22 protein-coding genes and 3 pseudogenes are annotated in these 26,621 nt (G+C 64.6%); 12 read left to right on the forward strand and 13 right to left on the reverse strand.

The annotated features are described in order from the left end of the window. Nucleotides 1–276: 276 nt before the first annotated feature. From RQI43_RS04470 to RQI43_RS04490, 5 genes are all read right to left on the reverse strand, one after another. Complete coding sequence (locus RQI43_RS04470) at nt 277–1,476, reverse strand: Zn-dependent hydrolase (protein ID WP_311274355.1); 1,200 nt, start codon at nt 1,474–1,476, stop codon at nt 277–279. Between the two features lie 48 nt (nt 1,477–1,524). Beyond that, complete coding sequence (locus tag RQI43_RS04475; protein ID WP_311274356.1) at nt 1,525–2,319, reverse strand: PDR/VanB family oxidoreductase; 795 nt, start codon at nt 2,317–2,319, stop codon at nt 1,525–1,527. A 156-nt stretch (nt 2,320–2,475) separates the two neighbouring features. Then, a complete protein-coding gene (locus RQI43_RS04480) occupies nt 2,476–3,045 on the reverse strand; it encodes an MOSC domain-containing protein (RefSeq protein WP_082490389.1) in 570 nt (189 codons plus the stop codon). Further along, on the reverse strand, nt 3,042–3,440 hold the full coding sequence (locus RQI43_RS04485; protein WP_056426290.1) for a Rid family detoxifying hydrolase: 399 nt from the start codon (nt 3,438–3,440) through the stop codon (nt 3,042–3,044). Before RQI43_RS04485 ends, RQI43_RS04480 begins: the two co-directional genes overlap by 4 nt. Nucleotides 3,441–3,563: 123 nt before the next feature. After that, the gene (locus tag RQI43_RS04490; protein ID WP_200919076.1) at nt 3,564–4,871 is read right to left on the reverse strand and encodes an MFS transporter; all 1,308 of its coding nucleotides are present in this window, start codon (nt 4,869–4,871) and stop codon (nt 3,564–3,566) included. A 254-nt stretch (nt 4,872–5,125) separates the two neighbouring features. On the opposite strand from RQI43_RS04490, the gene RQI43_RS04495 reads away from it, so the two are divergent. The 7 genes from RQI43_RS04495 (at nt 5,126) to RQI43_RS04525 (ending at nt 11,733) form a co-directional block, all read left to right on the forward strand. Continuing rightward, nucleotides 5,126–5,746, forward strand: coding sequence for a helix-turn-helix domain-containing protein (locus RQI43_RS04495; RefSeq protein WP_244478074.1), 621 nt, complete (start codon nt 5,126–5,128; stop codon nt 5,744–5,746). 78 nt (nt 5,747–5,824) lie between these two features. Then, nucleotides 5,825–6,994: an N-methyl-L-tryptophan oxidase gene (gene solA, locus RQI43_RS04500; RefSeq protein ID WP_311274357.1), complete on the forward strand. Its 1,170-nt coding sequence runs from the start codon at nt 5,825–5,827 to the stop codon at nt 6,992–6,994. Nucleotides 6,995–7,125: 131 nt separating this feature from the next. Then, complete coding sequence (locus RQI43_RS04505; protein ID WP_056426279.1) at nt 7,126–7,956, forward strand: transporter substrate-binding domain-containing protein; 831 nt, start codon at nt 7,126–7,128, stop codon at nt 7,954–7,956. 40 nt (nt 7,957–7,996) lie between these two features. Further along, nucleotides 7,997–8,743, forward strand: coding sequence for an amino acid ABC transporter permease (locus RQI43_RS04510; protein ID WP_311274358.1), 747 nt, complete (start codon nt 7,997–7,999; stop codon nt 8,741–8,743). Then, nucleotides 8,740–9,591, forward strand: a complete 852-nt coding sequence (locus RQI43_RS04515) for an amino acid ABC transporter permease (RefSeq protein ID WP_311274359.1) — start codon at nt 8,740–8,742, stop codon at nt 9,589–9,591. Before RQI43_RS04510 ends, RQI43_RS04515 begins: the two co-directional genes overlap by 4 nt. Nucleotides 9,592–9,633: 42 nt before the next feature. Then, nucleotides 9,634–10,386 (forward strand): amino acid ABC transporter ATP-binding protein, encoded by a 753-nt coding sequence (locus RQI43_RS04520; RefSeq protein WP_311274360.1) that lies wholly within the window; start codon nt 9,634–9,636, stop codon nt 10,384–10,386. A gap of 216 nt (nt 10,387–10,602) precedes the next feature. After that, nucleotides 10,603–11,733 (forward strand): M20 family metallopeptidase, encoded by a 1,131-nt coding sequence (locus tag RQI43_RS04525; protein ID WP_311274361.1) that lies wholly within the window; start codon nt 10,603–10,605, stop codon nt 11,731–11,733. Between the two features lie 679 nt (nt 11,734–12,412). Here RQI43_RS04525 and RQI43_RS04530 read toward each other — a convergent pair. Beyond that, nucleotides 12,413–12,979 (reverse strand): fasciclin domain-containing protein, encoded by a 567-nt coding sequence (locus tag RQI43_RS04530; protein WP_056431732.1) that lies wholly within the window; start codon nt 12,977–12,979, stop codon nt 12,413–12,415. A gap of 239 nt (nt 12,980–13,218) precedes the next feature. Further along, a pseudogene (locus RQI43_RS04535) lies at nt 13,219–14,119 on the reverse strand (IS3 family transposase); the annotation flags it as partial. On the opposite strand from RQI43_RS04535, the gene RQI43_RS04540 reads away from it, so the two are divergent. Both RQI43_RS04540 and RQI43_RS04545 read left to right on the forward strand, forming a co-directional pair. After that, nucleotides 14,099–15,277, forward strand: coding sequence for a nucleoid-associated protein (locus tag RQI43_RS04540; RefSeq protein ID WP_311274362.1), 1,179 nt, complete (start codon nt 14,099–14,101; stop codon nt 15,275–15,277). The pseudogene RQI43_RS04535 and the gene RQI43_RS04540 overlap by 21 nt on opposite strands. Further along, nucleotides 15,270–16,655, forward strand: coding sequence for a hypothetical protein (locus RQI43_RS04545; protein WP_311274363.1), 1,386 nt, complete (start codon nt 15,270–15,272; stop codon nt 16,653–16,655). Before RQI43_RS04540 ends, RQI43_RS04545 begins: the two co-directional genes overlap by 8 nt. Nucleotides 16,656–16,991: 336 nt before the next feature. Here RQI43_RS04545 and RQI43_RS04550 read toward each other — a convergent pair whose 3' ends face one another. From RQI43_RS04550 to RQI43_RS24525, 3 genes are all read right to left on the reverse strand, one after another. Next, nucleotides 16,992–17,885: an alpha/beta hydrolase gene (locus RQI43_RS04550; RefSeq protein WP_405030561.1), complete on the reverse strand. Its 894-nt coding sequence runs from the start codon at nt 17,883–17,885 to the stop codon at nt 16,992–16,994. Between the two features lie 230 nt (nt 17,886–18,115). Next, a complete protein-coding gene (locus RQI43_RS04555; RefSeq protein ID WP_405030552.1) occupies nt 18,116–19,720 on the reverse strand; it encodes a TonB-dependent siderophore receptor in 1,605 nt (534 codons plus the stop codon). A gap of 2 nt (nt 19,721–19,722) precedes the next feature. Continuing rightward, nucleotides 19,723–20,211, reverse strand: coding sequence for a TonB-dependent receptor plug domain-containing protein (locus tag RQI43_RS24525; RefSeq protein ID WP_405030553.1), 489 nt, complete (start codon nt 20,209–20,211; stop codon nt 19,723–19,725). Nucleotides 20,212–20,591: 380 nt separating this feature from the next. Between RQI43_RS24525 and RQI43_RS04560 the strand changes: the two genes are divergently transcribed. Further along, on the forward strand, nt 20,592–21,224 hold the full coding sequence (locus RQI43_RS04560) for a tyrosine-type recombinase/integrase (protein WP_311274365.1): 633 nt from the start codon (nt 20,592–20,594) through the stop codon (nt 21,222–21,224). 437 nt (nt 21,225–21,661) lie between these two features. On the opposite strand, the pseudogene RQI43_RS24530 reads toward RQI43_RS04560, so the two are convergent. Continuing rightward, nucleotides 21,662–21,979: pseudogene (locus RQI43_RS24530) on the reverse strand (hypothetical protein); the annotation flags it as partial. Between RQI43_RS24530 and RQI43_RS04570 the strand changes: the two are divergent. Then, a pseudogene (locus tag RQI43_RS04570) lies at nt 21,970–22,132 on the forward strand (integrase); the annotation flags it as partial. The pseudogenes RQI43_RS24530 and RQI43_RS04570 sit on opposite strands and share 10 nt — an antisense overlap. A 204-nt stretch (nt 22,133–22,336) precedes the next feature. After that, the gene (locus tag RQI43_RS04575) at nt 22,337–23,809 is read left to right on the forward strand and encodes a protein adenylyltransferase SelO family protein (RefSeq protein ID WP_311274366.1); all 1,473 of its coding nucleotides are present in this window, start codon (nt 22,337–22,339) and stop codon (nt 23,807–23,809) included. Between the two features lie 309 nt (nt 23,810–24,118). Here RQI43_RS04575 and RQI43_RS04580 read toward each other — a convergent pair whose 3' ends face one another. Further along, a complete protein-coding gene (locus tag RQI43_RS04580; RefSeq protein WP_311274367.1) occupies nt 24,119–25,732 on the reverse strand; it encodes an ABC transporter ATP-binding protein in 1,614 nt (537 codons plus the stop codon). 14 nt (nt 25,733–25,746) lie between these two features. After that, complete coding sequence (locus RQI43_RS04585; protein ID WP_056429709.1) at nt 25,747–26,613, reverse strand: ABC transporter permease; 867 nt, start codon at nt 26,611–26,613, stop codon at nt 25,747–25,749. Nucleotides 26,614–26,621 lie beyond the last annotated feature (8 nt).

Raw genomic sequence — 26,621 nt, forward strand, 5'->3', positions numbered from 1 at the left:
GCGATGCGCTGTCAGATCTTTCCAGGCCGCAAATGCGTTCTCACACAGCCTCGGTGGATAGCGGACCCTGACCCTTCATCCTGAAGCGGACGTTCCGCCTCCGACCCAAACATGACGTAGCGAGGGATTCGGCCGACGCTCGAAAGCGGAATCTTACGGCGGCATTCCGTTGGTGTGGGTCGGTCCCATCGCCGACATCCTAGGTCGTGTTCATTGCAAATCGCGACGGATTCGCGGCTGAAGCGTTGATCGGGGCTCCGGAAACATGTGCCCGAACTATCTGGACAACACCCGCGCCGCCACTCCGAGCGCGCGCACGCCAAAGGCGAGATCTGCATCGCTGGTATCCTCTGTCCAGTGATGGCTGATGCCGCCGACCGACGGGACGAACAGCATGGCGGCCGGCAGGATACGGGCGATGTTCTGGGCGTCGTGGCCGGCGCCCGAGGGCATCACCTGCCAACGGCCGGGGCAGACCTGCTCGGCAGCCTCCGAGAGGGCCCGCATCAGGTTCGGATCACACCGGGCGGGGATCGCCTTCGACCAGGGTATGAGCGTGGCAGTGCAGCGCTCACGCCGGTTCGACTCTTGCACCAGTGCTTCGAGGCAAGCTTCCATTCGCTCCAGCACCGGGACCGACACGTCGCGGAACTGGAAGGCCACCTCTGCGCGGCCCGGAATGATGCTGTAGCCGCCGGGATCGAGCGTGATCCGCCCTGTCGTCCAGGTGCTACGCGGGCCGCAGACCTTCGGAAATTCCCGATCGATGGCCGCGAGCAGGCGTACCGCGGAGAGTCCCGCATCCCTGCGCTCGGCCATGGTGGTGCCTCCGGCATGGTCCTGCTTGCCTTCGAAGACGATCTGAAACTGCCAGATCGCCACGATGCCGCTGACGACACCGAGATGCAGACCTGCGGATTCGAGTTGCGTGCCCTGCTCGATATGCAGTTCCAGAAAGCCCCGGTAGCGCGCGGGATCCAACTGCATCCGAGGTTTTCCGGCCAGTCCGGCCGATTCGAGCGCCACGCGCAGGGGGGTGCCGTCGGTGCGGTTGCGGGCGGCGTCGATCTCGGCCTCGGTCAGGTCACCGATCGCCGAGCGGCTACCCAGGAAGCCGCCGGAAAAATGTCCCTCCTCATCTGCGAAGGCGACGACGTCGACGGGAAGCCCGGCCCGGGCCAGCGCCAGTCCGGCGACGACGCCGAGCGCCCCGTCGAGCCAGCCGGCCTCGTTCTGGGTCTCAATGTGGCTGCCGACCAGGAGGTGGGGCCCCGGGCCACGATGCCGCCCAAGCACGTTGCCGATGCCGTCGATCGACGTCTCGAGACCGCAAGCCTCGATCCGGCCCATCAGCCAGCGACGCGCCTGCATATCTTCAGGCGAAAAGGTCGGCCGGTGGACGCCGGTGCGGAACCGCCCGATCTCGCGCAAGGCGTACAGGTCGTGGAGGAAGGTGTCGGTCTCGATTTCGGTCATGCTGGGTCCAGGCGGTTGATCGCGTTCGGTAGTCACCCCCACCCTCTTTCAGAGTTCGAGGGTCACGCTGCCCTGAGCGCGCGAGACGCATGGCGTCATCCGGTCCCGGCGTTTCCCAACCGAGAGCACGGCATCACGATGGATCACTGTGCCATCGTGATAGCCGCACTCGCAGGCGCCGCAGACTCCGAGTTCGCATGAGGAGGGTTGGGAGAAGCCGTGCTCCCGCAGGACGTCGAGGAGCGAACGGTTCGCAGCTACGTGGAGCTGGGCGCCTGTGGATGCGATGCGAACTTCGAACGGCTCGGGTTTGAAGGTTTCGTCCGACAGTGGGGCGAAATGCTCGACATGGACCTGCTCCGGTGGCCAGCCCTGCGAGTCGAGGGCAGCTTGGACGGCGTCGGTGAGACGCTGCGGGCCACAGGCATAGACATGCGTGTCCACCTTGACGTCGCCGAGACGCATCGGATCGAAGCGTCGACCTTCATCGGCGAACCAACCCTGAAGTCGGTCACCGCAGATCGCGCGGACGTCCGCGAGGAGAGGCGCATGGGTGGCCGACGACGCACAGAAATGGAGCACGAAGTCCGCTCCTTCCGCCGCAAGCGTGCGTGCCATAGCGAGGAGCGGCGTCACGCCGATGCCGCCCGCCACAAGGATGTGCCGACGTGCGGCGGGTGCGAGGGGGAAGTTGTTGCGGGGCGCTGAGACATCGACGACCGCGCCGACGGTGAGGTTGCCGTGCACCCAAGTCGAACCCCCGCGTCCCGCCTCCTCGCGCTTGATCGCGATCTCGTATCGCGTGCGATCTGCAGGGTCGCCGCAAAGGGAGTACTGGCGCACGCGTCCATCCGGCAGCCTAAGATCCACGTGGGCGCCGGCTGTCCAAGATGGGAGCTCCGGCCGCCGCGGATGGACCAGGGTTAGATGCAGTACTTCGGACGTTGTCGCCATAGCCGCCGAGACCTGCAGCCTCATGACCAGACGTGCGCTCACGACCTAGTCCACCATCTCGATCGTATCGCCGACCCGGATGATTCCGCCGCGCTCGATCCCGCAATTGAGGCCCGAGCGGTTGTAGAGAGGCAGGTAGACCGGCTGGCCCAGGAGTTCCTCTAGGTACTTGCAAGGAAAGTTGAGCCGTCCGCCGCGCAGGATCACCTCGCCGACGCGAAATCGACGCCCCACGAGGTGGTTCAGTGGGACGCCCCGAACCGTGAGATTGCGGCGGTGGTCGATCGGCGCGATGTGCAGAGGACCGCTTTGGAGCGGCGGGTCGTTGCGGTTGATCGCATCCAGCGCCTCCTGCTCGATCAGGGTCACCTCGCGGGTGTCGGGCTTGGGCGAATAAGTGCCCAAACCGAGAAAGTAGCGGTCCCCCTCGATGCCGCGTCCGGCGACACACCGGGCCTCGGTGCGTTCTTCCATCTCGTAGCTCGCCGCCGAGGCCGTATGGATGTTGAGCAGGCTGCCCCGCCAGCCCACTGCGCCTCCCGGAACGCCGACCGCTATCGAACCGGCCGGATGTGCGAACGCCTCGACCATGCGGGGTGCTGTTACGTCCGTCATCGCGTGGCCTCCGATTGTGTCGCGAGAGCGATGGCTTCGATCTCGACCATGGCGTCGCGGGGCAGCCGGGCGACCTCGATCGTCGATCGCGCCGGGGCATCACCGGGGAAATGCTCCGCATAGACGGCATTCATGGCGGCGAAGTCGTTCATGTCCTTGAGGAACACGGTCGTCTTGGCGACCGTCGCCAGGCTCGCGCCGCCCGCATCGAGAACCGCCGCGAGATTGGCGAGCGAGGCCTTGGTCTGCGCCGCAATCCCGTCGGGAAATGCGCCGGTCTCCGGGTCGATCGGGAGTTGCCCCGAGGCGAAGACGAGATCGCCGACACGGGTTGCCTGCGCATAGGGTCCGGCGGCCGGTGCGGCCTTGTCCGTCTTGATGATGGTTCGGTTCATTCGTGTTCCTCGGTGTGAACGGGGCTGTCGGGATCAATCTACGATACTAGAAAAATATCCACTGTGAAGGATCGGCGGCATCGAAGTTCCCAATCATGCGCCGAGCTCGGGCGGTCCAGCGGCTCAGTCGATCTGTCGTCGAGCGGTTTCGGGCGACAGGAACGCAGCGACCAGCGTCACGCAGGCCAGCACGATTAGGTAGACCGAGATCGGCCATGTCGCGCCGCTGCTCCAGGTCAACAGTGCGGCGGCGATGAGCGGCGTGAAGCCTCCGCTCAGGGCTGCTCCGACCTGGAATCCGAGCGAGGCGCCGCTGTAGCGCAGGCGCGCATCGAACAGCTCCGACATCCAGGCCGCGCCCGTCCCGAACATGATGCCCTGGCCGAAGCTCAGGGCCACCGCGACGGTCAGCGTGATGACGGTCGGATCGCGGGTGTCGAGAAGCTGGAACAGCGGGAAGGCAAAAACGATGGAGAACAGGCAGGCGACGACGAACAGGGTGCGCCGGCCATAGCGGTCCGAGAGCCATCCAAAGACGGGAATCGTGAAGAGCTCGATGATCGCCGCGATCAGGATGCCGTTGAGGATGACGCTTCGCGGCAAACCGAGCTGCCCCGTCACGTAGGAGATCGAGAACACCGTGACGATACTGACATAGGCGATCTCCGACACCTTCAGGCCGACAGCCTTCAGGAAGGTGCGGGGATGCTCGGTGAGGATCTCGACGACCGGGATCTTGGCAACGGCAGCGCGCTGCTTCACCCGCTGAAAGGAGGGTGTTTCGTGCAGGCGAAGCCGGATGAAGAGGCCGACACCGACGAGGAAGGCGCTCGCCAGGAACGGCAGCCGCCAGCCCCAGGCCAGGAACTCGGCCTCGGGCATCAGCCCCGCCAGAGCGAAGGCTCCGATGGAGAGGATGACGCCCAAGGGATAGCCGAGTTGGACGATGCTCCCGAAGAAGCCCCGTCGATGGGCCGGTACGCTTTCGACCACCATCAGGACCGCGCCGCCCCACTCCCCACCGATACCGATGCCCTGGACCAGTCGCAGGGTGACGAGCAGGATCGGTGCCCAGACGCCGATCTGGGAATAAGTCGGCAGGCAGCCGATCAGGAATGTGCCGAGGCCCATGATCATGATCGTCAGGGAGAGCATGGCCTTTCGACCGATCTTGTCGCCGAAATGGCCGAAGACGATGCCGCCCAGGGGGCGGGCCAGGAATCCGACAGCGTAGGAACCGAAGGCGGCTATCGTCCCGACGACGGGGTCGATACTCGGAAAGAAGAGCTTGTTGAACACCAGGGCACTGGCGGTGCCGTAAATCAGAAAGTCGTACCATTCGACTGTCGTGCCGATCACGCTCGACCAGACAATCTGTCGTCGGTCCGCGAGCGAGACCTCATGCCGGTCGAGACCGCCTTCGGTTTCCATCACAATCGCCGTACTCGCCATGGCCTTCGACCCTCCACCGAACTGGAGAAAATTCCACTGATGTGGAGGCAATCGCCGTGCCAGATGCGGCAGCGATCGTTTGGCGCGCCCCGGGCGCGCACGACGGCGCCCGGCCGTGCGGCGAAAGCCGGGACGTCGCGGGATGGGGCGCGTGCAAACGTCAGGACGATCCCCTATTCAGGGGCGAAGCTGACCCGCACGGCCCTACTTGCCGGTCTATTGGGAGGATGGGAGTGGATGACGGCATGGCGGTGAGGGAGATGGTTGCCCCGGCGCAGACAGCGGCCGAAACGAGTTCCCAGGCCTACGTGTCCGAGGAGATCCGTCGCCGCCGCAGGGAACTCCACCTGTCCCTGGAGGCGCTGGCGACGCGCTCCGGCGTGAGCCGCTCGATGATCTCGAAGATCGAGCGCGCCGAGGCGGTGCCCTCGACCGCTGTACTCTCCCGCCTGGCGGAGGCGCTCGGCGTGACCTTCTCGCGCTTGATGGCCCCGGCGACCGAACTCGAAGTCCTGCTGATCCCGGCACGTCGCCAACCCATCCTTCGGGACGAAGAATCGGGCTTCCTGCGTCGCTGCCTGTCGCCGGTCCTACCGGGCCGAGGCATCGATCTGGTGCTGAACACCTTGCCGCCCGGTGGCAGCACGGGCGAATTCACGGCCCATCGCCCTGGCGTCTCGGAATACATCTACATCCTGCGCGGCCGCCTGCGCGCCGTGATCGGCGACCGGACCGTCGTCGCGGAGACGGGGGACAGCCTGTACTTCGAAGCCGATGCCGGGCACGCGTTCACGAATCTCGGCACGGACCCGTGCGAGTATATCCTGGTGATCGATCCGTCCCGCGCTCGGTAGCGATCTTCCGTCGGAATCTCGGGGGTTCGCATGCGTTGCAGAGAATGGGCTTGAGAACGAACCGGAGCGCATCCTGCGATGGAAGACCGTTTTGACATCGCCGTCGTCGGCCTTGGCGCCATGGGAAGCGCGGCCCTCTATCAACTGGGGCTGCGGGGCGCGAAAGCGGTTGGCCTCGATCGCTTTGCCCCGCCGCACATTCTGGGGTCGAGCCACGGAGAGAGCCGCATCACCCGGCAGGCTGTCGGGGAGGGCCGCGACTACGTCCCCTTCGTCCTGGCTTCGCACCGGATCTGGCGAACCCTGGAGGCGGAGACCGGCGAGACGCTACTGACGGCATGCGGCGCCTTGGTGATGGGGCCGGGCAGCGGTGACACCTCCCATCACGGCAAGCCGGATTTCGTCGGGCGTTCGATCGATGCCGCGCAGGCCTTCGCGATCCCGCACGAGGTCCTCGACGGAGGCGAGATCGCGCGCCGCTTCCCGCAATTTCTGAATCTCGGCGGCGACGAGAGGGCCTATTACGAGCCTGGCGGCGGCTACGTGCGCCCCGAGCGCTGCATCGCTGCGCAGCTGCAACGGGCCGGCGAGCTCGGCGCCGACATCCGCACCGGGACGACGGTGCTGTCGATTATCCAAGAGCCGGGCGGGATCCGCATCGAGACCGAAAACGGCGTCGTCCTGGCCGATCAGGTGGTGGTCTCGGCCGGGGCCTGGACCGCGCCTCTTCTCGGCGCGCCGTTCACGGAGCTGCTGACGGTCAGCCGCCAACTCCTGCACTGGTACGCCCTCGACGACGCCTCGGCCTACGGCTCGGAGTCGCCGGTCTTCATCTGGATGCACGGTTCCGGCGACACGGACTACCTCTATGGCTTCCCGCCCCTGCCGGGGGAGGTCCAGGTCAAGGTCGCCACCGAACAATACGAGACCGCCACGCGGGCCGAGGCCTTTGACCGCGCCGTGAGCCCCGAGGAATCCACCGCCATGTACCGGCACCACGTGGCGGGCCGGCTCGCCGGCGCGACGGGGCGAGTGACCAAGTCCGCCGCCTGCCTCTACACCGTGACCCCCGACCGCGGCTTCATCATCGACCGCCATCCGCAGATGAACCGGGTTCTCGTCGTCTCGGCCTGTTCGGGGCACGGCTTCAAGCACTCTGCCGGGATCGGCGAGGCCGTGGCGAACGAGATGGTGCAGGCCAGCGGGCGGATCGATCTCGCACCGTATTCGCTCGGACGGTTCGGCTGATCCCCCCAGTGATGGCCTGCCGATTGCTTGACCCGTTCGGACCGGACAAGGCAATCTGCTCGAAGAGGGATCGTCGGGTCTCGGTCTTGATTTCCGGTCGATCGGCATGAACCAAGCAGGGATGTGGTGCGATGCGTAAGCTGACTCAGGCGTTCCTCGGCTGCAGCCTGCTCGCCGCCACCGCATTGCTCCCTGCCTCCTTGGCCTCGGCTGCGGATGGGATCGAGGCCATCAAACAGCGCGGGACGCTCATCGTCGGCGTGAAGGCGGATTACCGTCCCTTCGGCTTTCGCGATCCGAGCGGAGCGATCATCGGGATGGAACCGGACCTTGCCGCCGACGTCGCCAAGCGCCTCGGCGTGAAGCTCGAACTCGTGCCGGTGGTCTCCTCCAACCGGATCGAGTTCCTGCAGCAGGGCAAGGTCGACCTCCTCATCGCCACGATCTCGGACAAGCCGGAGCGCCGCCGCGTGGTGCAGGCTATCGACCCGCAATATTATTCCGACTTCGTCAACGTGATGCTGCCCAAGAAGGCCAATATCACCGACTGGGCGCAGCTGAAGGGCAAGCCCCTCTGCGCCACCTCCGGCGCTTGGTACAACAAGGACGTGGCCCGCACCTACGGTGTCGAAATCGTCGCCTTCGATGGCTCGGAGAAGCCGCTCTTCGCCCTCAAGCAGGGCAACTGCCTCGGCTACGTCTACGATCAGAGCATGCTGCAGGGGAAGCTCCTCGACGCCGACTGGAAGGCGGATTACGCCCTGCCGCTGAAGGGTATCCTCGACGCCCCCTGGATGATGGCGGTGGCGCCCGGCAATGGCTCCCTCCAAACCATGATGGAAGCTACGACCAAGGACTGGATGAAGTCCGGCTTCATCGTCGAATCAGAGAAGAAGTGGGGCATCGAGCCGACGGAATACTCGAAGGCGATGCACGAGAAGTACAAGAACGCGACCAACTGAGCCGCGCCGGGCCGAATGACCCGCCGTCTTGAGGAACACGATGGACGCCGTCCCAAACTGGTTCCGGACCCTTTACGACACGACGGGTTTCAACTTCACGGTCTTCTACGACCCCTATGATTGGGACCGCTACGTCAACGGCCTGAAGACGACGCTGCTGCTGGCGGTGACGACGATCCTGGCGAGCCTCGTCATCGGCGCAGTCGGGGCACTTCTCCAAGGAGGCCCGTCGCGGCTCATGCGCGGATTCGTCAACGGCTTCGTCGTGGTGTTCCGCAACACGCCGCCCCTGGTGCAGATCTTCTTCTTCTACTTTGGGCTGGGCACCCTGCTGCCGGCCACCCAGACCGCAGACGGGTTGCGCGTGCCGATCCTCGACAACGTGCAATGGGCCATCGTCTCGCTGTCCCTGTTCGCCGGCGCCTTCAACGTCGAAATCTTCCGCTCCGGAATCGAAGCGGTGCCGCGCACCACCATTGAGGCGGCCGAGGCCCTCGGCTATACCCGCCTGAAGGCCTACCTCTACATCGTGCTGCCGCTCGCGCTCCGCGTCTGCCTGCCGGCCCTCAACAACAACCTCATCAACCTGCTCAAGACCACCACCCTGGCCTACGCCATCGCGGTGCCCGAGACGCTCTATGCGGTAAAGCAGATCTGGTCGGAATCGCAGAACGTGCTCGAGATGATGATCGTGCTGCTCGTCACTTACGCGGTCCTGGTCGGCGTCCTCGTCTGGATCATGCATCGCTGGGAGCGGGCCTTGCGGATCCCGGGCTACAGCCGGTGAGGGCGCTTGAGCCGCCTGCAAGCGACCTGCCGGTCCTACTGCCGTTCCGGGTCTCGCGTACGCGGACCCGGTTCACCCTCCGCCCGGCTCAAGGGTGGCTTCTCGGGGCGTGGCTCGCCGGCCTCGTCCTCATGGTACCAGCCTTCGCGCAAGAGCCGGACGCCGTGCTGTCGCCGCTCCAGGTCGTCCTGCGCTGGGCGCCGCTCCTGCTGACGGGCTTTGCCTTCAACGTCGCGATCTCGCTTGTGGCGATGCTCCTCGGCACGGGGGCGGGTCTTGGGCTGGGGCTCGCCCTAGTGAGCGAGGGGCCAGTCCTGCGCCGTATCGCCTGGGGCGTGACACAGTTCTTCCGCAACGTGCCCTGGCTGGTACTGCTGTTCTTTGTGATGTTTCTCGTGCCGTTTCAGGTCACGGTGTTCGGCCTGCGCGTGCCGCTGCCCGACTGGGTCAAGGCGACGGTGGGGTTCGCGCTGCCGGTTATGGCCAACGTCGCCGAGATCGTACGCGGCGCCGTGAGCTCGGTGCCGGCCACACAGTGGGAGGCGGCCGAATCCCTGGCTTTCACCCGGCGCCAGACCTTGTTCCGCATCATCCTGCCCCAATGCCTCAAGCGGATGCTGCCACCGTGGATGAACGTCTACGCTCTGATCGCCATGGCAACGGTGCAGGCCTCCATCGTCGGTGTCACCGAGATGCTGACATTGACGGCGCAGGTTCACGCCGCCGAAGGCGGGCGGCCCGAGCTGTTCGCCCCCCTCTACGGCTTCGCCCTGCTTTGCTTCTTCCTATACTGCTACCCGATCGACCGGCTGACCGCGCGCCTGGAGCGGCGCTTCGAGACAGCGTGAGGCCCGGGTGTCCGATGGTGCGTTTCTGATGGTGCTTTTCTGATGGTGGGTGTCTCCTCCTCCGGCCCACCGATCGTGCAGCTGCTCGACGTGCACAAGTCCTTCGGTGAGGTGGAGGTCCTCAAGGGGATCAGCTTCGACGTACGCCGGGGCGAGGTCGTCTGCATCATCGGCCCGTCGGGATCGGGCAAGTCGACGCTGATCCGCTGCATCAACGCCCTCGTTCCGGTCACGTCCGGCACCATCCGGGTCGACGGGATCGAAGTAGTCGACCCGAAGCTCGACAAGCTGGCCTTGCGACGCAAGGTCGGCATGGTATTCCAGCAGTACAACCTGTTCCCGCACAAGACGGCGTTGGAAAACGTCATGATGGCGCCGATCCACGTGCTGGGCCAGGACAGACGCGAGGTCGAGGTCCGGGCACGCACTCTCCTTGCCAAGGTGCGTCTCGCCGGCAAGGAAGCGGCTTATCCCGGCGAGATGTCGGGCGGGCAGCAGCAACGCGTGGCCATCGCCCGCTCGCTCGCGATGCGGCCGGACGTGATGCTGTTCGACGAAGTCACCGCCGCGCTCGATCCCGAGACGGTCAAGGAGGTTCTCGTCACCATTCGCGAATTGGCAGAGGAGGGCATGACCTGCCTTCTCGTCACCCACGAGATGAATTTCGCGCGCGAGGTCGCCGGCCACGTCTACTTCACCGATCGCGGTGTCATCGTCGAGCACGGGCCGCCCGAGACTTTGTTCTCGTCCGCCGTCGATCCGCGCACGCGACGGTTTCTGTCCCAGGTTCTGTAGGAACCGATTCAAGTCAATTCAGGCGAGCTGCGAGTATCGCCCAACTACCTGTTCGGAAACGGACCAGCTACTTGCGACCCTCGCTGGTCGTCAGACCGGACTTGGGTCCTTATCGATAGCGGTTATTCTTGACGAAGACGCAGGATCTTCATGATCTAACTTGGGTACCTCGAACTCGCGGCCGGCAACGACGCGAAACTTCACGTGGAAGCACCAATGCCCCTGAACGGTCTCGAACTCTCGAAGCAGCTCATCCGGTTTCGATCAATCAATCCTCCAGGCGATGAGAAGGAATGTTCCGAGTTCATTGCCCGGCTACTGACCGAACACGGGTTCGACGTCGCCAGCTACGAATTTGCCAAGGACCGACCAACACTGGTCGCGCGCATCCCTGGGACGGCCGGTGGCAAGCCGCTCTGCTTCACTGGGCACATCGACGTCGTGCCACTTGGGTCGAACGAGTGGCAATTCCCACCCTTCGAAGGGATCGTGCAAGATGGCCGGTTGTACGGCCGCGGTTCCAGCGACATGAAGGCCGGCGTAGCGGCGTTCATCGCGGCTGCATGCAACCTGATCGGGGACGGGCTTAGCTTCCACCGCGGTGTCACGCTCGTGATCACCGCCGGAGAAGAGACGGGATGTGAAGGCGCATTCCATGTCGGCCGTGAGAAAGTCCTCGGGCCAGCCGAACTCCTGATCGTGGCCGAGCCGACGTCTAATGCCCCCATATTCGCCCATAAGGGTTCTCTCCGCGTCATCGTAACCGCGCGTGGGAGGACAGCGCATTCCTCCATGCCGCATGAGGGCGAAAACGCCATCAGCAAGGCGGCGGAGTGGATCCGGAGACTTGAGGGCCACGAGTTCGGCGCCCGCCACCCACTGCTCGGCAGCGCCACAGCCTGCGTCACCACCATCCGCGGCGGAGAAAATATCAACTCCGTCCCTGACTTCGTCGAGTTCACCGTGGATATCCGGACCCTGCCGGAGCAGAAGCACGAAACGCTGATCGCCGAACTCAGCCGCCTGTTCGGACCGGAGGCTGAGATCCGGGTTGTCACGAGCTTCCCTGGGTTCGCTACCGAGCCGGACGATCCGTCCGCCGCCCTGCTCCTGACGCTGCTGCGCGAGCGGACTGGGGCGTCGGCGGAACCAGCTGGGGCACCCTACTTCACCGATGCGTCGGCTCTTGTGCCGGCCTTCGACGGAGTCGCCACGGTGATCGTAGGACCCGGCGAGCCGGCGCAGTGCCATAAGACGGACGAGTACTGCCTCGTCGACCGGATCGAGGAGGCGCAGGCCATCTACAGGGACTTGATGCTCCGCATGTGCTGCGACCGCGCGGGATGAGGCGCATTGGCCGACGCCGCTGCCGCCGTCCGGCAGGCCTGACGTGAGCGCTTGCGCGGTTGCCTCACACTGCGCCTAAGAGCCAGCCCAGGTCCGTTCCGAAAATACCGCTGCAAGCCAGCGAATAACTGGGTCGGGCGCAACTCCATCGAACAGCTTGGCCTAGGTGAAAGTCCGGTCTTGTGGCTACGGCCTCTAAAAGCGGATGGGCAAAAATCCACCCGATCTAGTCGTAGTTCTTTGTCCCCGAGGTCGCCCGAAAGCGGACCTTCCCGAGGTCTGCAACAGGTGGTTTTCAGTCTTCCTGCTCAGTGACAGACGCTTAGCGAAGCGGACGTGCCTTTCCGCCTAGGGTGCTACAATTGGCGACGTGCATGGCCTCCAGCGCCTGGAACCCGCGTCCTCCAGAATGCTGATCGTCACCCATCACGATGATGGGTTTCATCGTCGATAATGAGAGCATGAGGCGTATCGCCCGAAATAAGATGTTTTACCGACCTTAAGCTCTCATTGAGCGCAAGGATGCGATCAATCTCACATTACATCCAAAATAACCGCCGGCCGTACCTTTGAGCGGGACCAAGGGCCCCCATTATAACTTCCACCGACGTACGATCAGGATAACAAAAAGCTGCCCGGACCGTGCCCGGACAGCCTTGCTTCGCTCTAAATTCGGAACCTACTTTGGCATCAGGACCGTGTCGACGACGTGGATCACGCCGTTCGACTGCATCACGTCGGCGATAGTGACGGTCGACTTGCCGCCCTTGCCGTCGACGAGCTCAATCTTACCGCCCTTCTCCTCAGCAGTCAGGCTACCGCCCTCGACCGTCTTCAGCATGGCCTTGCCACCACCGGCCTTAATCGCCTTCTGGAGATCGGCCGCCGTCATGGTGCCGGACACCACATGGTAGGTCAGGATCTTGGTCAGCGTCGCCTTGCTCTCAGGCTTCACCAAGGTGTCGACGGTGCCGGCTGGAAGCTTGGCGAAGGCGGCGTTGGTCGGCGCGAACACCGTGAACGGGCCCTTCCCGGAGAGCGTCTCGACGAGGCCGGCGGCCTTCACAGCGGCAACCAGGGTAGTGTGGTCTTTCGAGTTGACCGCGTTCTCGACGATGGTCTTGGACGGGTACATCGGCGCCCCGCCGACCATTACCGTCTTCTCTTCCGCCGCCTGGACCGCCGTGCCAAACGCGCCTGCGCCGGTAAGCGCCATGGCGAGGGTGAAGCTGGCGACCTTAAACATGCTGGTCATACGTATCTCCAAGTTCCGAACCCGTTATGTGGGATCATCGCTCGTTACGGCCCTGCGAGAGGTGAAGTTTCAAAAAAATCATAGCCGGAAGAGAAAATTCCTGACTTCCCGTTGCAATAATTCCGAGTGGATCGTGCTTCGTGAGGGGGCTGCGTGTCCGTCGCGAAGGGGAGACGGGTTCAAGCTTGTCTTCACGGACGCGATCATGCCCGGCGGGGCGAACGGCATCATTCCGCCCGCAGACGGCCGTTGAACGACTCGATGTAGGCGTTGTCGGTCGGCTTGCCCGGTCGGGAGAAGTCGATCTCGACCCCGTTCAGATAGGCCCACCGGTCGAGCATGCGCCCGGCGAACTCCGGTCCGTTGTCCACCCGCAGGCTTTTGGGTCGACCTCGCAGCCGGACCAAGGCGTCCAGGGCCCCGGTCACCTGGTAGGCGCGGAAGTTGGCTCTCGGGGTGAGCGAGAGCGCCTCTCGCGTGTGGCAATCGACGACGGTCAGGATCCGGAACGGACGCCTGTCGAAGAGGCGATCGGACATGAACTCCATCGCCCAGACCTCATTGGGTCCACCGATCGCCGGTCGACCCTGACGGTAGCGCCAGGCTCGCTTGCGATTGGGCAGCTTGGACCGGATCGACAGCCCCTCATCCCGGTATATCCGGCAGGTTCGCTTGTGGTTCACGGCCCAGCCCTCCCGTCGCAACAGGATGTGCAGCCGCCGATAGCCATAGCGTACCCGCGCGGCGGCCAACTCCTTCAAACGCATCCGCAGCGCGACCTGAGGGTCGGATCGCTTCCTGTAGCGCTGGGACGAGCGGCGAGCCTCACCACTTTTGCTGACGCCGCCCTTCGGGTCGCTTAAGGACGTCCTGCAGCATGGAGCGGTCCAGCGTCAGGTCGGCGACCAGCCGTTTGAGCTTGCCGTTCTCGTCCTGCAGCTGCTTGAGCCGTCGGATCTCCGGCACACCCATGCCGACGAACTGTTTCTTCCAGCGATAAAAGGTCGGCTCAGAGACGCCCATCTTCCGGCAGACCTGGTCCACCGTGGCGCCATTCTCCGCCTGCCGCAGGGCAAAGGCGATCTGTTCATTCGTGAAGCATTGCGAGGCATGGCATCCACCCTCCTTCAGGGTTCGCGGGTCGCGACGGCAAAACCTTCGACGCCGTTTCGCACCGCCTCGGCGCGACCGGTTGGGTCGTCAGCGTCCTTGCGCCAAGCCAGTCTCGGCCGCAGTGAACGACACCTGAGGTCGTTGCATTCGCCGCTGGGAGGGCAGGTGACAAACACCATTATCCGCGTCGCGATCCACGACCTGACCAAAACCCAGGGGGCCTTCGTCGTTAAGCACGGAAAAAGCGATCTGAAAGTGACTCAGACGATGCAACGCGTGATCGACGACCTCACCGCTCTCTACGCCAAGCGGACCTCGAAATCTTACGGGAAATTCGCGGTCGATGAAGATCGATTTCCGACCGAGAAGCACCTCCGCGCCTACCTCAACGTCCAGCCCAATGACTTCACGACGCTGACGCACAAGATGATGGAAACGCTGAAAGCCCAGGCGGGCTACAAGGGTGCTGCCACGGGCGGCCACGTCTTCTTCGCTCACTTCGAGCGCGAAGAACGGCAGTACCTCCTCATCGCGATCGTCAACGAGAAGCTCGGCGCGTCGATGACGAGCGACCTCGATGTCCAGGATGTCCGCCATCTCGACATGGACGGTTTTCGGTTCGCGGGCCGCATCAACATGACCGGCTGGACCAACGGCGAGGAGCGCTACATTGGCTTCTTGAAGGGCATGCGGGAGGTCTCCGAGTACTTCAAGGAATTCCTCGGCTGTGACACCACGGTCCAGAACCGCCGCGACACAGCCGAGCTCGTCCAGGCGCTGATGGCATTCGCCACCGATGATGGCATGGACACCCCAAGCAAGGACGATTTCCTCGCCCGCGCGAAAACCATCTGCGAGCGTTCGGCCAAGGCTCAGGAGGAACTTAGCTTCGAGGCGCTGGCCAACGAACTGAGCCCGCAGGATCCCGAGAGGCTGATGAGCGTTCTGGCCGATCCTGATCTACGCCTCAACGACGGCTTCGTGCCTGATCGCCGCGCCCTCGGACCGCTGATCAAATTCAAGGGCAAGACCCCGACCTGGAGCATCGAGTTCAACCGCGACGCGATCACCCGCGGAAATGTGCGGTTCAACGCTGAGGACAACACCCTCACGTTGACCGGCCTGCCCGAGGATCTCACAGCGCAGCTGCGCACTGAGTACAGCCAAGATGGCTAAGATCACATTCGACCAGCTGATCCTGCTGTATCGTCATATCGCCTTCGATCAGAACGGCGATCAGGGAAGGCTGTCGATTGCGACCCCAGAAGTCCTGGAGGTCATCCAACTCATCGAAGATGACCAGGATGTCGCTGTTGACGCAGACATCGTGGTGCTCGACGACGACGCGCTTCAAGTCGGTCAGATCGTATCAGTCCGCGTCGGCCCACCCCGGACTGCGCTCGGCTCCCTCATTCGCGACTTCGACGGGTTGCTCGATACCCCGGAAGCGCGGGTCAAAGAACCGCGCGCCTACTTCGTCATCGACGGCGGTATCACACCGGACATCGATCCCTGTCCCGAGCGCTTAGCGACCTATCGCAAGGTCCTCGAGTTCACGAAGCTCGTCGGCGAAGCAGCGGCCTATGTCGATCAATCCAAAAGGGAATTGATCTTCATCAAGGATGGCAAGTTCAGCGTTCCGCTGGCGTATAAGGCCGCCGGCTTGGACCGTGTGAGCGTCTCCGACGCCGACGCCATTCTCAGCGCGTGCGCCGACGAGATTCACCGAGACCAGAAGCTCGCGATCCTCGCCGAAGCCGTCATCGGGATCTGCGCGTCTCAGCCGGTCGCAGTCCGGTTTCGCCACCTCATCGCAAACCTCGGTTCGGTGAACGAGGAAGTTCGCAACGGCTATCAGCTGTTCGCGTCCAGCTTCTCTTACTCAAAGATCCGCAACGAGATCGAAGCCGCACGCATCGATTATCTCAACAAGATCCATAAAACGATTATCGATATCCAGACGCAGTTGCTCGGTATCCCTGTCGCAACGGTCATCGTCGCCTCGCAGCTGAAAGTCACATCCGCCTGCGGCGTCGAGTTCTGGACCAACTTCGCCGTCGTCGTGGGAGCGTGGATCTTCGTCGCGCTCTTGGCGATCGCCATCGGAAACCAATGGGCGACGCTGGCGTCCATATCCGACGATATCGCGCGCCAAAAAACCAAGTTTCAGAGGGACTTTGCGGCGCTCAGCGATCAGTTCGATACGATTTTCGTCACCCTCGCCGGTCGGATCAAATGGCAGCGAAGGTTTCTTGGGTTTGTTGGCGTGCTCGCAGTCGTCGGGGCAGCGGTGGCCACGTTCGTCGCGTATCGAGTGACCAACGTCCCGTACATGAGCTGTTGGTCGGGTGAAGTCTCGGCGTCGGCACCAACCCCGATCCCGCCGGCTGTGACGCCTGTCGCATCGGGTCCGACGCCTCCGTCGCCTGTCTCGCCAACCGACACACCGACGAACGCGTCGCCGCCTAAGCCAAGCCCGCCACCCGATCCGGCTCCGCCAACGCCCGCCAAGCCGAAAATGGCTCCCACGCCACAGGCCCACCCGCAGCCGTAAGTGGTTTGCGCTGTCAGAAGCGCCAGGGGAGGAGAGGACATTCCGTGTCCCCGCAGTTCGGCTGATAGCTCGGTAGAACTGATCGCATAGGAGCGGCCCGCTCCAGGGGCCGACACGGCGACGGTCATCCGAAACTGAATTCCGCTACCGGGCGGTCAGCTGATGTCCGTTCATGGCGCGCAGCTGCGATGATGAATGGCCTTCACACGGACTGCTTACATGGCGCGGAATAAGAAAGGCAGACATTCGAACGAGCGAGAGCGATCGACGGCTTTGTGGCCAGTCAACTCGCGATGGGGCCACCGTCTGTGTAAGGCGGCTTTCCTTATCACCAGCCTATCTATCTCGTTGCATAACGAAGGCGACGGCCTCGTTCACGGCATCGGGCAAAACGGTCATGTGCGTTCGTCCGGAAATCAGCCGGAACTGGCTTGTTAAACCAGGGATCCGGCTAAGCCGGTCTGCCATGGCACGGGTAAGCTCGACCGTCCGCGCCGACTTCAAGCGGTCGAGGCGCGCCTCGCGATCGGGCGCCTCGCGCTGAAACGGGGCGAGTTCCTCCTCGAAAGCTCCCGCGAGGAGAAGCGTGCGGGCGCGGACGGGGGGGCCGGTTTCGAGGCGCTCGATACTCTTCAGCAGGACGAGATCCTCCCAGTAGATGGACGGGCTCGCCGCGATCCAGTGCGAGAACGCCGTTGGCATATGGGCCAAGGCGTAGAGGACGAAGAGCCCACCGAAGGAATGCCCAAACAAGCCCTGCCGTGACGGGTCGATTCGGCAGCGCTGCGCGATCACGGGCTTGAGGTCATCGACGACGAAACGCAGGAACCCCTCGGCGCCCCCCGTCCTCAGCACCGGCCCGTCGGGCATGGACGTCGGGTAGGACCGGCCCGGCGGAGGCGTGTAATCCCAGGAGCGGCGCCGGGTGTCATAGGCCTCCTCGCCTGGGTATCCGACCCCCACGATGACGAATCGAGACCCGATCCCGGTTGCATCCGGGTAGGGGGCCTGCACGCGCTCGATATCGATCGCGGTGGCCGTCACCGCGTTGCCGTCCAGGAGATACAAGGCGGGCCAGCCTGCGGCCGGAGGCTCGCCGGGCGGAATGTAAAGCGTGATCCGCCATGGGGCCTGCCCTTTGTCGCCCGCGAGATCGAAGCTGACCGCACCGGCGAGCCGTGCCGGCTCGTCCGGGCCGGCGGCGGCCATCACCGAACGCTGCTCAAGCATCAGTGGGGCTGCTGCCAGGAGGCCCGCAAGGGCACGGCGCGAAATGAGCGTCGTCACCGGACATGGTCCGGGAAAGCCTCGATCGTCATGCGCACGGGTCCTGAACCGGCTTCACGGACGCTCGCGCTACCACCGGTAGATCAGGCTTCCGATGACAATGGCCGGTGCGCCCCGATAGCAGAAACCGGCTTGGCAGGTGAAGTAGTCGCGGTCGAGGACGTTGTTGGCATTCACCTGGGCGCGGAAGCCCTTGTACTGGGATCGAGGGCGGCGAAGTCGTAGGCGAGCAGCGCATCGAACAGCGTCACGGTCGGGTTACGGACCGTGTTCTCGTCATTGGCGAAGCTGTTGGCGTTGAAGCGGAGGCCGCCTCCGAGCGTCAGTCCGCGCAAAGCCGAGCCCGGCGGGAACAGGTAGGTCAGAAAGCCGGTGAACGTATCTCCCGGAATGCCGGAGAGCGCGTTGCCGTCCAGGGACTGGCCCGCGAACGAGGTCTGGCTGAGATAGCGCAGGTCGAGATGGGTGTAGGCGAGGGTCAGGTTGGTGCCGGGCGCGAAATTGGCGATCGCCTCCATCTCGAAGCCTCGCGACTCGACGGCGCCCGTCGCCACCTGGAAGGCGACGTTGTTAGGGTCCGTGCGCAGCACGCTGCTCTGGACGATGTCGAAGCCGGCAAATCCTGCCTGGATGTTCGTGCCTGGAATCAGGTACTCGATGCCCGCCTCGATCTGATCGCCGGTCGCCGGCTTGAAGGCGTGCCCGGCGACATCGACGCCCGGCTGCGGCGCGAAGGTGGTCGCGTAGCTGACATAGGGCACCAGCCCGGGGGCCAGGAGATAGTTGAGGCCGACGCGGCCGGTGAAGGCCTGGTCGTTCTGCTCGGTTGCGGCGGCGGCTGTGGTCGTGTTCTGGGACACCCAGTCGTAGCGGCCGGTGAGGGTGAGCACGAAGCGGTCGAATTTGGCCTGCTCCTGCAGGTACAGCCCGACCTGATCCTGGCTCTGCGCGGTGCGGGGCCCCAGCACCGGCGCCAGGATCGGCTGCTGACCGTAATTGCGCGTGACGAGGTTGAGATCGGGGGCCGCGCCGAAGCCGAAGCGGTAGTTGAAGTCGGAATGCGCGTAGTCGAGCCCCGCCACTAGCGTGTGCTGGAACGGCCCGGTGGTGACATGTGCCTCGATCTGGTTGTCGAGGGTGAACTGGCTGAGGAACTGCCGGGAATATCCGGTCGACCGGCTCGCGCTCAGGCCGTCGGGGCTGAGCATGGCGATCGACGCGTAGCGATAGTCGTTGCTGATGTCGTAGAAGCGGAAGTTCTGCCGGAAGACCAGATCCGGATCGAAGCGGTGCTCGAACGCGTAGCCGACGCGGCCCTGCTGCTGTTTGAAGTCGTTGAAGGCCGGATCGCCCGAATAGATGCGGGTCGGTCGCAGGTTCTGGTTGAAGAACGTCGTCGAGGCCGGAAGCTTGGTTTCCTGGTACTCGCTTAGGAACGTGAAGGTCGTGTCGGCCGAGGGCTTCCAGGTAAACGACGGCGCGATATAGCCCCGATCATCTGAGCCACCGGGGATGAAGGTGTCGGACTGCCGCTTGATGCCCGTGACGCGGTAGGCGAGCGTGCCACCCGTGCCTTCGACCGGGCCACCGATATCGAAATTGCCCTGGTAGCGGTCGTAGTTACCGACCTGCAACTGGACCTCGCCGAAGGGCGTGAAGACCGGCCGCTTCGTGGTGACATCGAGGATGCCGCCGGGCGAGCCGAGGCCGTAGAGTCCGGAGGCCGGTCCGCGCAGGATCGTTGCCGCCTCGATACCGTAGGGCTCGATGCGGGGCACCGTCAGGGCACCGTCAGACCCGACGCCACCTGGCGCAGGCCGTCGCGGAAGATGCCGTCATAGGTCAGACTGAAGCCGCGCACAAAGAACGAATCGAAGCGGGGATCGAAGCCGAAGACGTTCGAGGAGACGCCGGCCACGTAGCCGATGGCCTCGTTGAGGGTCTGGACGTTGCGGTCGTTGAGCGCCTCGCGGGTGAGCACCGTGACCGATTGGGGCGTCTCGAGCAGCGGCGTGTTAGTCTTGGTCTCCGTGGGGCTGATGCGGGCGGTGTAACCGGTGACCCCGGAAGGGCCACCCCCGCCGCCACTGGTCGCCGCCGTGCCGCCATCCCCACCGCTGAGATTGGCCCCGCCCCCCAGCACGGGCGCTGGTGCCGTACCCTCGACCGTCAATTGGTTGAGCTGCACGCTCACTTCCTGTGCCGTCACAGGTCCCGTGAGGGCGGTCGTGGCAAGAAGCAGAGCGAAGAGCGGGGGGCGATGGGACATGGAGCACGCTAGTAGACGCCTCAAGCGGCGCAGTGACCGTTCCATTGCTTTTGTTGCGTTGCGAGGCAAGGCGAAAACTTGATAGAAATCACACACTTAGAGCACTTCAAAGCTGAATTAATCCTAAGTTGATGCATGGCTGCGATGGCAAGAGCGCTTTCACAACCTCTACGTTTCCACCTGCGCGAAAGATCGAATGTCCGCCTCTGGACGGTGGGGCAACTGGCTCAAACGGCGTAGTCGTGTCGGACGCAGCAGGGCTGCATTTCAAGCCTGGCAGCTGCGTTGCACACATCCCGAACGTCTGACCGGTAATGCGCAGGCTACGTTCGCAGCACCCCTTCTCTCTCTGCCGGCATCTGCCGGTTGGGAGATGAGAGATGGGACATTCAGAGCACGACCCAGCCTTCAAGAACCGCCGTCCGTGGAACGCAGGACGGAAGCTCGGCGCCAAGCGCGCTCTCAAGCCTCAGCAGGTTTGGGCCATCCGTTTCTGGCTTGATGGAGAGCGGCGCGTACGCGACCGCGCCATGTTTGACCTCGCCATCGACAGCAAGCTGCGCGGTTGTGACATCGTCAAATTGAAGATCGGTGAGCTTGTCAGCGGTGAGCAGGTGCGGCCGCGAGTCATCGTCGTTCAGCGAAAGACAGGACGGCCTGTACAGTTCGAACTGCTTGAACCAGCACGTACCAGCATTCTGACTTGGCTGGGGTGTCGAGGAGGCGGGCTTGATGATTACGCTTTTCCCAGCCGGATCGACCATGAAGCGCACATAAGCACCCGACAGTACGCCCGTCTGGTAGATGAATGGGTGACGGGCATAGGGCTACGGCGCGAGGACTACGGAACACATTCCCTACGTCGAACAAAGGCGGCGTTGATCTACAAGCGAACAGGCAACTTGCGCGCTGTGCAGCTTCTACTCGGGCATACGAAAATCGTGAGCACGGTACGCTACCTCGGCGTGGACGTTGAAGACGCGCTCGCTCTGGCCGAAGGGACCGAAATCTGAAGCCCGGCCTCCTCGGCGGCAAAGTTGTGGAGGCCATGCATGCTTCAGGAATGCAGCGCGTTTGATGCAGTCGGTTACCCCAACATAATGCCGTCCCGGACATAGGCGTTCTCGAACGAACCCAGCCCTTCCGCCCTGGGTGGTTTTCCGCCTGTCCGGTCTCGGAGAGCAAAACACAAGAAACAGACGGTGGCTCGGGCCACAAGGGGGGCGCAACGCTCCAATCGCAGCCACTCGACGGGGGCAGGTGAGTGCTCTCAGCGATGACGCATGCCCTTGCCAAGGAGCCAGACCCGAGGAGAGTCGCGGCCAACGCGCTAGACCCTGGGTCGGAGGCGATCGAACTGTTCCTCAGCGGCGGACCTAGGAGCAGGTTGTACAAGGGACGAGAATGATCCCGCTCGGTCGCCCGAGTGAACCCGGCGACATCGCCGCCGCTATCGCGTTTTTGGTCGGACCGGACGGCGGTTGGGTGAACGGCCCGATTCTACGGGCCAACGGCGGTTTGGGCTGAGCGCGACCGCGCCTGCCTGCAGCCCTGATTGTCCGAGCGTTCGGTCCCTACCGCTCCTGGCGAAGGGGCCGAGCGAGACGCGCGCCACCTCTCGCAGGGCCTCGCGATTGGCCTCGGACGACGCGATGACGCCCATGGCGGAGGCCACCGTCAACAGCAATCGCGCCAGCGCCGTAGTATCCGCGACCTCTGACGGATCGCCGTCGGCCTTTGCCTGGACGAAGCGCACGAGGAGTTCCGTCGCTGCGCCGAACAGAGGCATCGTTGATCGACAAGGGAACTGGCAACCTGCGCGGTGCAGATTCTGCTCGGGCATTCGAAGATCGAAAGTACGGTACGCTACCTTGATATGGACGTCGAAGACGCGTTCGCTCTAGCAGAAGGAACCGAAATCATAGAGCGAGCCATCTCGACGGCAATGCGGAGAGGGCCTCCGAAGCCGCTGGGCCGGATAAAGCCCATGACTGTCGCTCGACCATGCTGGCATTAGCCGTGAAGTAGAGGAGGCGACACGGACACGCGCCTTCTCGCGCGCACTGCCCCACTGGGTTCCCGGAAGGCGCTTGTCCACCGGCGCGATCGCTCATAGCTCTCGACTATGACCAAGATCCCTTTCGACAACAGCTACGTCCGCTTACCGGACGGCTTCTTCGTCCGCCGCGCCCCGACACCTGTCGCAGCCCCGCGCCTGATCCGTTTGAACCGCGCGCTGGCGGCGAACCTTGGCATGGACCCGGATTGGCTCGCCGGATCCGCTGGGGTGAGGATGCTCGCGGGGAACAGCGTCCCGGAAGGCGCCGAGCCGATCGCGACAGCTTACGCCGGGCACCAGTTCGGCAACTTCGCGCCGCAGCTCGGTGACGGGCGCGCCGTTCTGCTCGGCGAGGTCGTCGACCGTGACGGGCAGCGCCGCGACATCCAGCTCAAGGGCGCGGGCCCGACTCCGTTCTCCCGCCGTGGCGACGGGCGCGCGGCGCTTGGGCCGGTGCTGCGCGAGTATCTCGTGAGCGAGGCCATGGCCGCGCTCGGCATCCCCACCACACGGGCGCTGGCGGCGGTTGCCACCGGCGAGTTGGTCGTGCGTGAGACCCGGCTACCTGGGGCGGTGCTCGCTCGCGTGGCGGCTAGCCACATCAGAGTTGGCACCTTCCAATACTTCGCCGCCCGGGGCGACGCGGAGGCGGTGCGGACGCTCGCCGATCATGCTCTCGCCCGGCACTATCCCGAGGCATCCTCCGCGGAACATCCCTACCGAGCGCTGCTCGACGGCGTCGTGGCCCGCCAAGCCGAGCTCGTGGCGAGCTGGCTGCTGGTCGGCTTCGTCCACGGGGTGATGAACACCGACAACATGTCGGTGGCCGGCGAGACGATCGACTACGGTCCCTGCGCCTTCCTCGACGCCTACGATCCGCGCACGAGCTTTAGCTCGATCGACGCGCACGGGCGCTACGCCTACGGCCAGCAGCCCGGGATCGCCCTTTGGAACCTCACCCGTCTGGCCGAGGCCCTCTTGCCGCTGCTGGCCGACGACGAGGCGGCGGTCGAAGCGGCCGAGGCGCTGCTCGCCGGGTTCGGCCCGCGCTTCGAGAAAGCGTATCACGATGGCCTGGCGCACAAGCTCGGGCTGTCCGCGGATCGGGACGGAGCCGTCGCGCTCGCGGACGACTTGCTGGCGCGGATGGCGGAGAACCGGGCGGATTTTACTCTGACCTTCCGCCGCCTGTGCGACGCGGCCGAGCGGCCGGAGGCGGACGCCGGGGTGCGCGACCTGTTCGTCGACCCGACCGAGTACGACGCCTGGGCCGTACGCTGGCGGAAGCTGTTGGATGAAGAGGGACGGACCCCCGCGGCGACGGCGTCAGCGATGCGCGCCATCAACCCGGCCTTCATCCCGCGCAACCACCACGTCGAAGCGATGATCGCGGCGGCGGTCGAGCAAGGCGACTTCGGCCCGTTTGAGGAGCTATTGGCGGTGCTGTCGCGGCCCTACGACGACCAGCCCGCCCACGCCTGCTATGCCGAGGCGCCCGAGGGCGGCGGGGCGGACTACCGGACATTCTGCGGCACGTGAACGCGCGCGTCGGCGTCCGCGTCACTGGAGATCGTCATTCGGCCTCATGGTTCGGAAACCGGTTTCCGTGGCATCCTTGGCGGCATCCGGTGCCCCAGCTCGTCCATGGCGATGGGCGGCGCCTCAAACGTATACGTGGAGAACGGTCAAGTCCGTTGTGTCCCTTGCCGTGTCGACGACGAGCCACTCCTCTTGCTCTCCGCTCTCCGGCACGAACTAGGCGCCGTAGCAAACTTCCTCTTTGTACCCTGGGTAATCTTCGTCTGAGCTGTGATGGCGCAGCTGAATCCTCAGGGAGGACATGTCCGATCACTCCTGGGCAAGACGAAGCTTTGGAGCCGCTGCGAACAGTGCCTGCGTATAGGCGTGGCGCGGGTTGGCGAAAAGTGCGGCGGTCGCCCCTTCCTCGACGATCCGTCCGCCGAGCATGACCACGAGGCGGTCGCAGAGGCGTGCAGCCACGCGCAGGTCGTGCGTGATGAAAAGGATCGAGAGGTTGAGACGCTCGCGGATATCCTCCAGCAATTCCAGCACCTGGCGCTGCACCGAGACGTCCAGTGCCGATACGGCCTCATCCGCGATGAGTACATCGGGTTCCATGGCCAACGCCCGCGCAATGGCGATGCGCTGGCGCTGGCCGCCGGAGAATTCGTGCGGATAGCGGTCGAGCGCGCCGGTATCGAGATGGACGAGATCGAGGAGGCGCGTCGCGCGCGCCCAAGCTGCATCTTTCGACAGACCGTAATTCATCGGCCCCTCGATGATCGACTGCCCCACCGTCCGGCGTGGATTGAGCGAGCGGTAGGGATCTTGGAACACCATCTGGATGCGACGCCGATAGGGGCGAAGTTCCCGCGTCGGCAACAGGGCGATGTCGTCGCCACCGATACGGATATGACCGGCGGACGGATCGACGAAGCGGGCGACGCAGCGCGCCAGGGTCGATTTGCCGGAGCCCGATTCCCCGACGATGCCGAGGGTTTCCCCTGGTTGCAACGCGAGGCTGACACTGTCCAAGGCCGTCACGGCGCGGCCGCCACCGAAGAGGCCGCGCCCGCCATAAGTCTTGGTGAGGTCGCGCACGGTGAGGATCGGCGCCGAAGGCTGAGGGCGCGGCCTGGGCGGTGGAGGCTCGGCACGGGGAACCGCCGCGATGAGCATGCGGGTATAGGGGTCGCGCGGCCGGGTGAGCACGTCCTCGACGCTGCCTTCCTCTACGAGCCGCCCCTTCTGCATCACCACCACCCGGTCGGCGATCTGGGAGACCACGCCGAAATCATGGGTGATGAACAGGATGCCGGCGTTGCGCCGAGCTTGGAGTTCCTTCAGCAGCTTCAGGATCTGCGCCTGGGTGGTGACATCGAGGGCGGTGGTCGGCTCGTCGGCGATGATCAGGGCCGGGTCGTTGGCAAGGGCCATGGCGATCATCACCCGCTGGCGCTGGCCGCCGGACAGTTGGTGCGGGTAGGCCTTCGCCAAGCTCGGTGGATCGGGCAGGTGGACATCGGCGAGAAGGTCGAGAACGCGACGACGCCGTGTCTCGCGGTCGCCCCGGCCGGAATGGGCTTCCAGCATCTCGGCGATTTGGTCGCCGACCTTCAGAACCGGGTTCAAGGCCGTCATCGGCTCCTGGAACACCATCGCCATGCGGCTGCCGCGCAGGGCGCGCAGGCGCGCGGGACCGACCGTCAGCACGTCCTCGCCCTGCAACAGGATCCGCCCGGCCGATGGGGTCAGACCCGGCGGCAGGAGCCCCATCACCGCGCTGGCGGTGACGGATTTGCCCGAGCCGGATTCACCAACGACGCAGACGATCTCGTTCGGACCTACGCTGAGCGACAGGCCCTCGATGGCATTGGCCCGGTCGGCGCCAAGCGGAAGCGGAACGGTGAGGCCGGTGATGGACAGGACGGGCTCGTTCATTGCCGGGGATCGTATCATCGCAGGGCTCCCACGCGCCGGGCAGTGCGCGGGTCGAGGGCATCGCGCAGGCCGTCGCCGATGATGTTGACGGCGAGCACCGTGGCGGCGACGCAGAGGCCCGGGAACAGGATCACCCAAGGCGCGATCTGAAAGGCCTGCCGGCCTTCGGCCATGATGTTGCCCCAGCTCGGGATCTCGGTGGGGATCCCGGCCCCGAGGAAGCTCAGGATCGCCTCGGTGAGGATCGCCGAAGCGCAAACATAGGTGCCCTGGACGATGAGGGGCGCGATGGTGTTGGGGAGGACGTGCCGCGTCAGCAGCATCGGCAGGCGCGTCCCAGCGCCGATGGCGGCCTCGACATAGGGCTCCGAGCGGACCGATAGCACGACGCTGCGCACCAGACGGGCCACGCGCGGGATCTCCGGGATGGTGATGGCGACGATCACCGTGGCGATCCCGGCTCCCGATAGGGTCACCATGGCGATGGCGAGCAGAATCGAGGGGATGGCCATGAGACCATCCATGATCCGCATCACCACCGCGTCGAGCCGGCGCAAGTAACCGGCGACGAGGCCGATGACGAGACCGATGAGCACCGCGGCGGCAGCCACCGAGAAGCCGATGCCGAGCGAGACGCGGGCACCGTAGACGACCCGGCTCCAGACGTCGCGGCCATACGCGTCGGTGCCGAGCCATGCCGGTGCCGAGGGTGGCCTGTGGCGCAGGCGCGGGCGCAGCAGGATCGGATCGCCGGTCCAGAGGTACGGCGCGAGCAGCGCCGCTCCTCCGACGATCAGCAGGACCGCGAGGCCGAAGAGCACGCCCGGATGGCGTAGGACCGGAGGCAGGGTCGTGAACCGCGCGACAGCGGGGGAAGACATCGTCCGTT

This window comes from Methylobacterium sp. WCS2018Hpa-22 (genome assembly GCF_031843785.1).
Taxonomy (GTDB): domain Bacteria; phylum Pseudomonadota; class Alphaproteobacteria; order Rhizobiales; family Beijerinckiaceae; genus Methylobacterium.

Bases quoted from the DNA above. Each gene is read 5' to 3' on its own strand.
- RQI43_RS04470 (WP_311274355.1), bottom strand. From the start codon at position 1,476: ATGACCGAAATCGAGACCGACACCTTCCTCCACGACCTGTACGCCTTG.
- RQI43_RS04480 (WP_082490389.1), bottom strand. From the start codon at position 3,045: ATGACGGACGTAACAGCACCCCGCATGGTCGAGGCGTTCGCACATCCG.
- RQI43_RS04485 (WP_056426290.1), bottom strand. From the start codon at position 3,440: ATGAACCGAACCATCATCAAGACGGACAAGGCCGCACCGGCCGCCGGA.
- RQI43_RS04490 (WP_200919076.1), bottom strand. From the start codon at position 4,871: ATGGAAACCGAAGGCGGTCTCGACCGGCATGAGGTCTCGCTCGCGGAC.
- solA (WP_311274357.1), top strand. From the start codon at position 5,825: ATGGAAGACCGTTTTGACATCGCCGTCGTCGGCCTTGGCGCCATGGGA.
- RQI43_RS04505 (WP_056426279.1), top strand. From the start codon at position 7,126: ATGCGTAAGCTGACTCAGGCGTTCCTCGGCTGCAGCCTGCTCGCCGCC.
- RQI43_RS04510 (WP_311274358.1), top strand. From the start codon at position 7,997: ATGGACGCCGTCCCAAACTGGTTCCGGACCCTTTACGACACGACGGGT.
- RQI43_RS04520 (WP_311274360.1), top strand. From the start codon at position 9,634: ATGGTGGGTGTCTCCTCCTCCGGCCCACCGATCGTGCAGCTGCTCGAC.
- RQI43_RS04525 (WP_311274361.1), top strand. From the start codon at position 10,603: ATGCCCCTGAACGGTCTCGAACTCTCGAAGCAGCTCATCCGGTTTCGA.
- RQI43_RS04530 (WP_056431732.1), bottom strand. From the start codon at position 12,979: ATGTTTAAGGTCGCCAGCTTCACCCTCGCCATGGCGCTTACCGGCGCA.
- RQI43_RS04540 (WP_311274362.1), top strand. From the start codon at position 14,099: ATGGCATCCACCCTCCTTCAGGGTTCGCGGGTCGCGACGGCAAAACCT.
- RQI43_RS04545 (WP_311274363.1), top strand. From the start codon at position 15,270: ATGGCTAAGATCACATTCGACCAGCTGATCCTGCTGTATCGTCATATC.
- RQI43_RS04550 (WP_405030561.1), bottom strand. From the start codon at position 17,885: ATGCTTGAGCAGCGTTCGGTGATGGCCGCCGCCGGCCCGGACGAGCCG.
- RQI43_RS24525 (WP_405030553.1), bottom strand. From the start codon at position 20,211: ATGTCCCATCGCCCCCCGCTCTTCGCTCTGCTTCTTGCCACGACCGCC.
- RQI43_RS04560 (WP_311274365.1), top strand. From the start codon at position 20,592: ATGGGACATTCAGAGCACGACCCAGCCTTCAAGAACCGCCGTCCGTGG.
- RQI43_RS04575 (WP_311274366.1), top strand. From the start codon at position 22,337: ATGACCAAGATCCCTTTCGACAACAGCTACGTCCGCTTACCGGACGGC.
- RQI43_RS04580 (WP_311274367.1), bottom strand. From the start codon at position 25,732: ATGAACGAGCCCGTCCTGTCCATCACCGGCCTCACCGTTCCGCTTCCG.
- RQI43_RS04585 (WP_056429709.1), bottom strand. From the start codon at position 26,613: ATGTCTTCCCCCGCTGTCGCGCGGTTCACGACCCTGCCTCCGGTCCTA.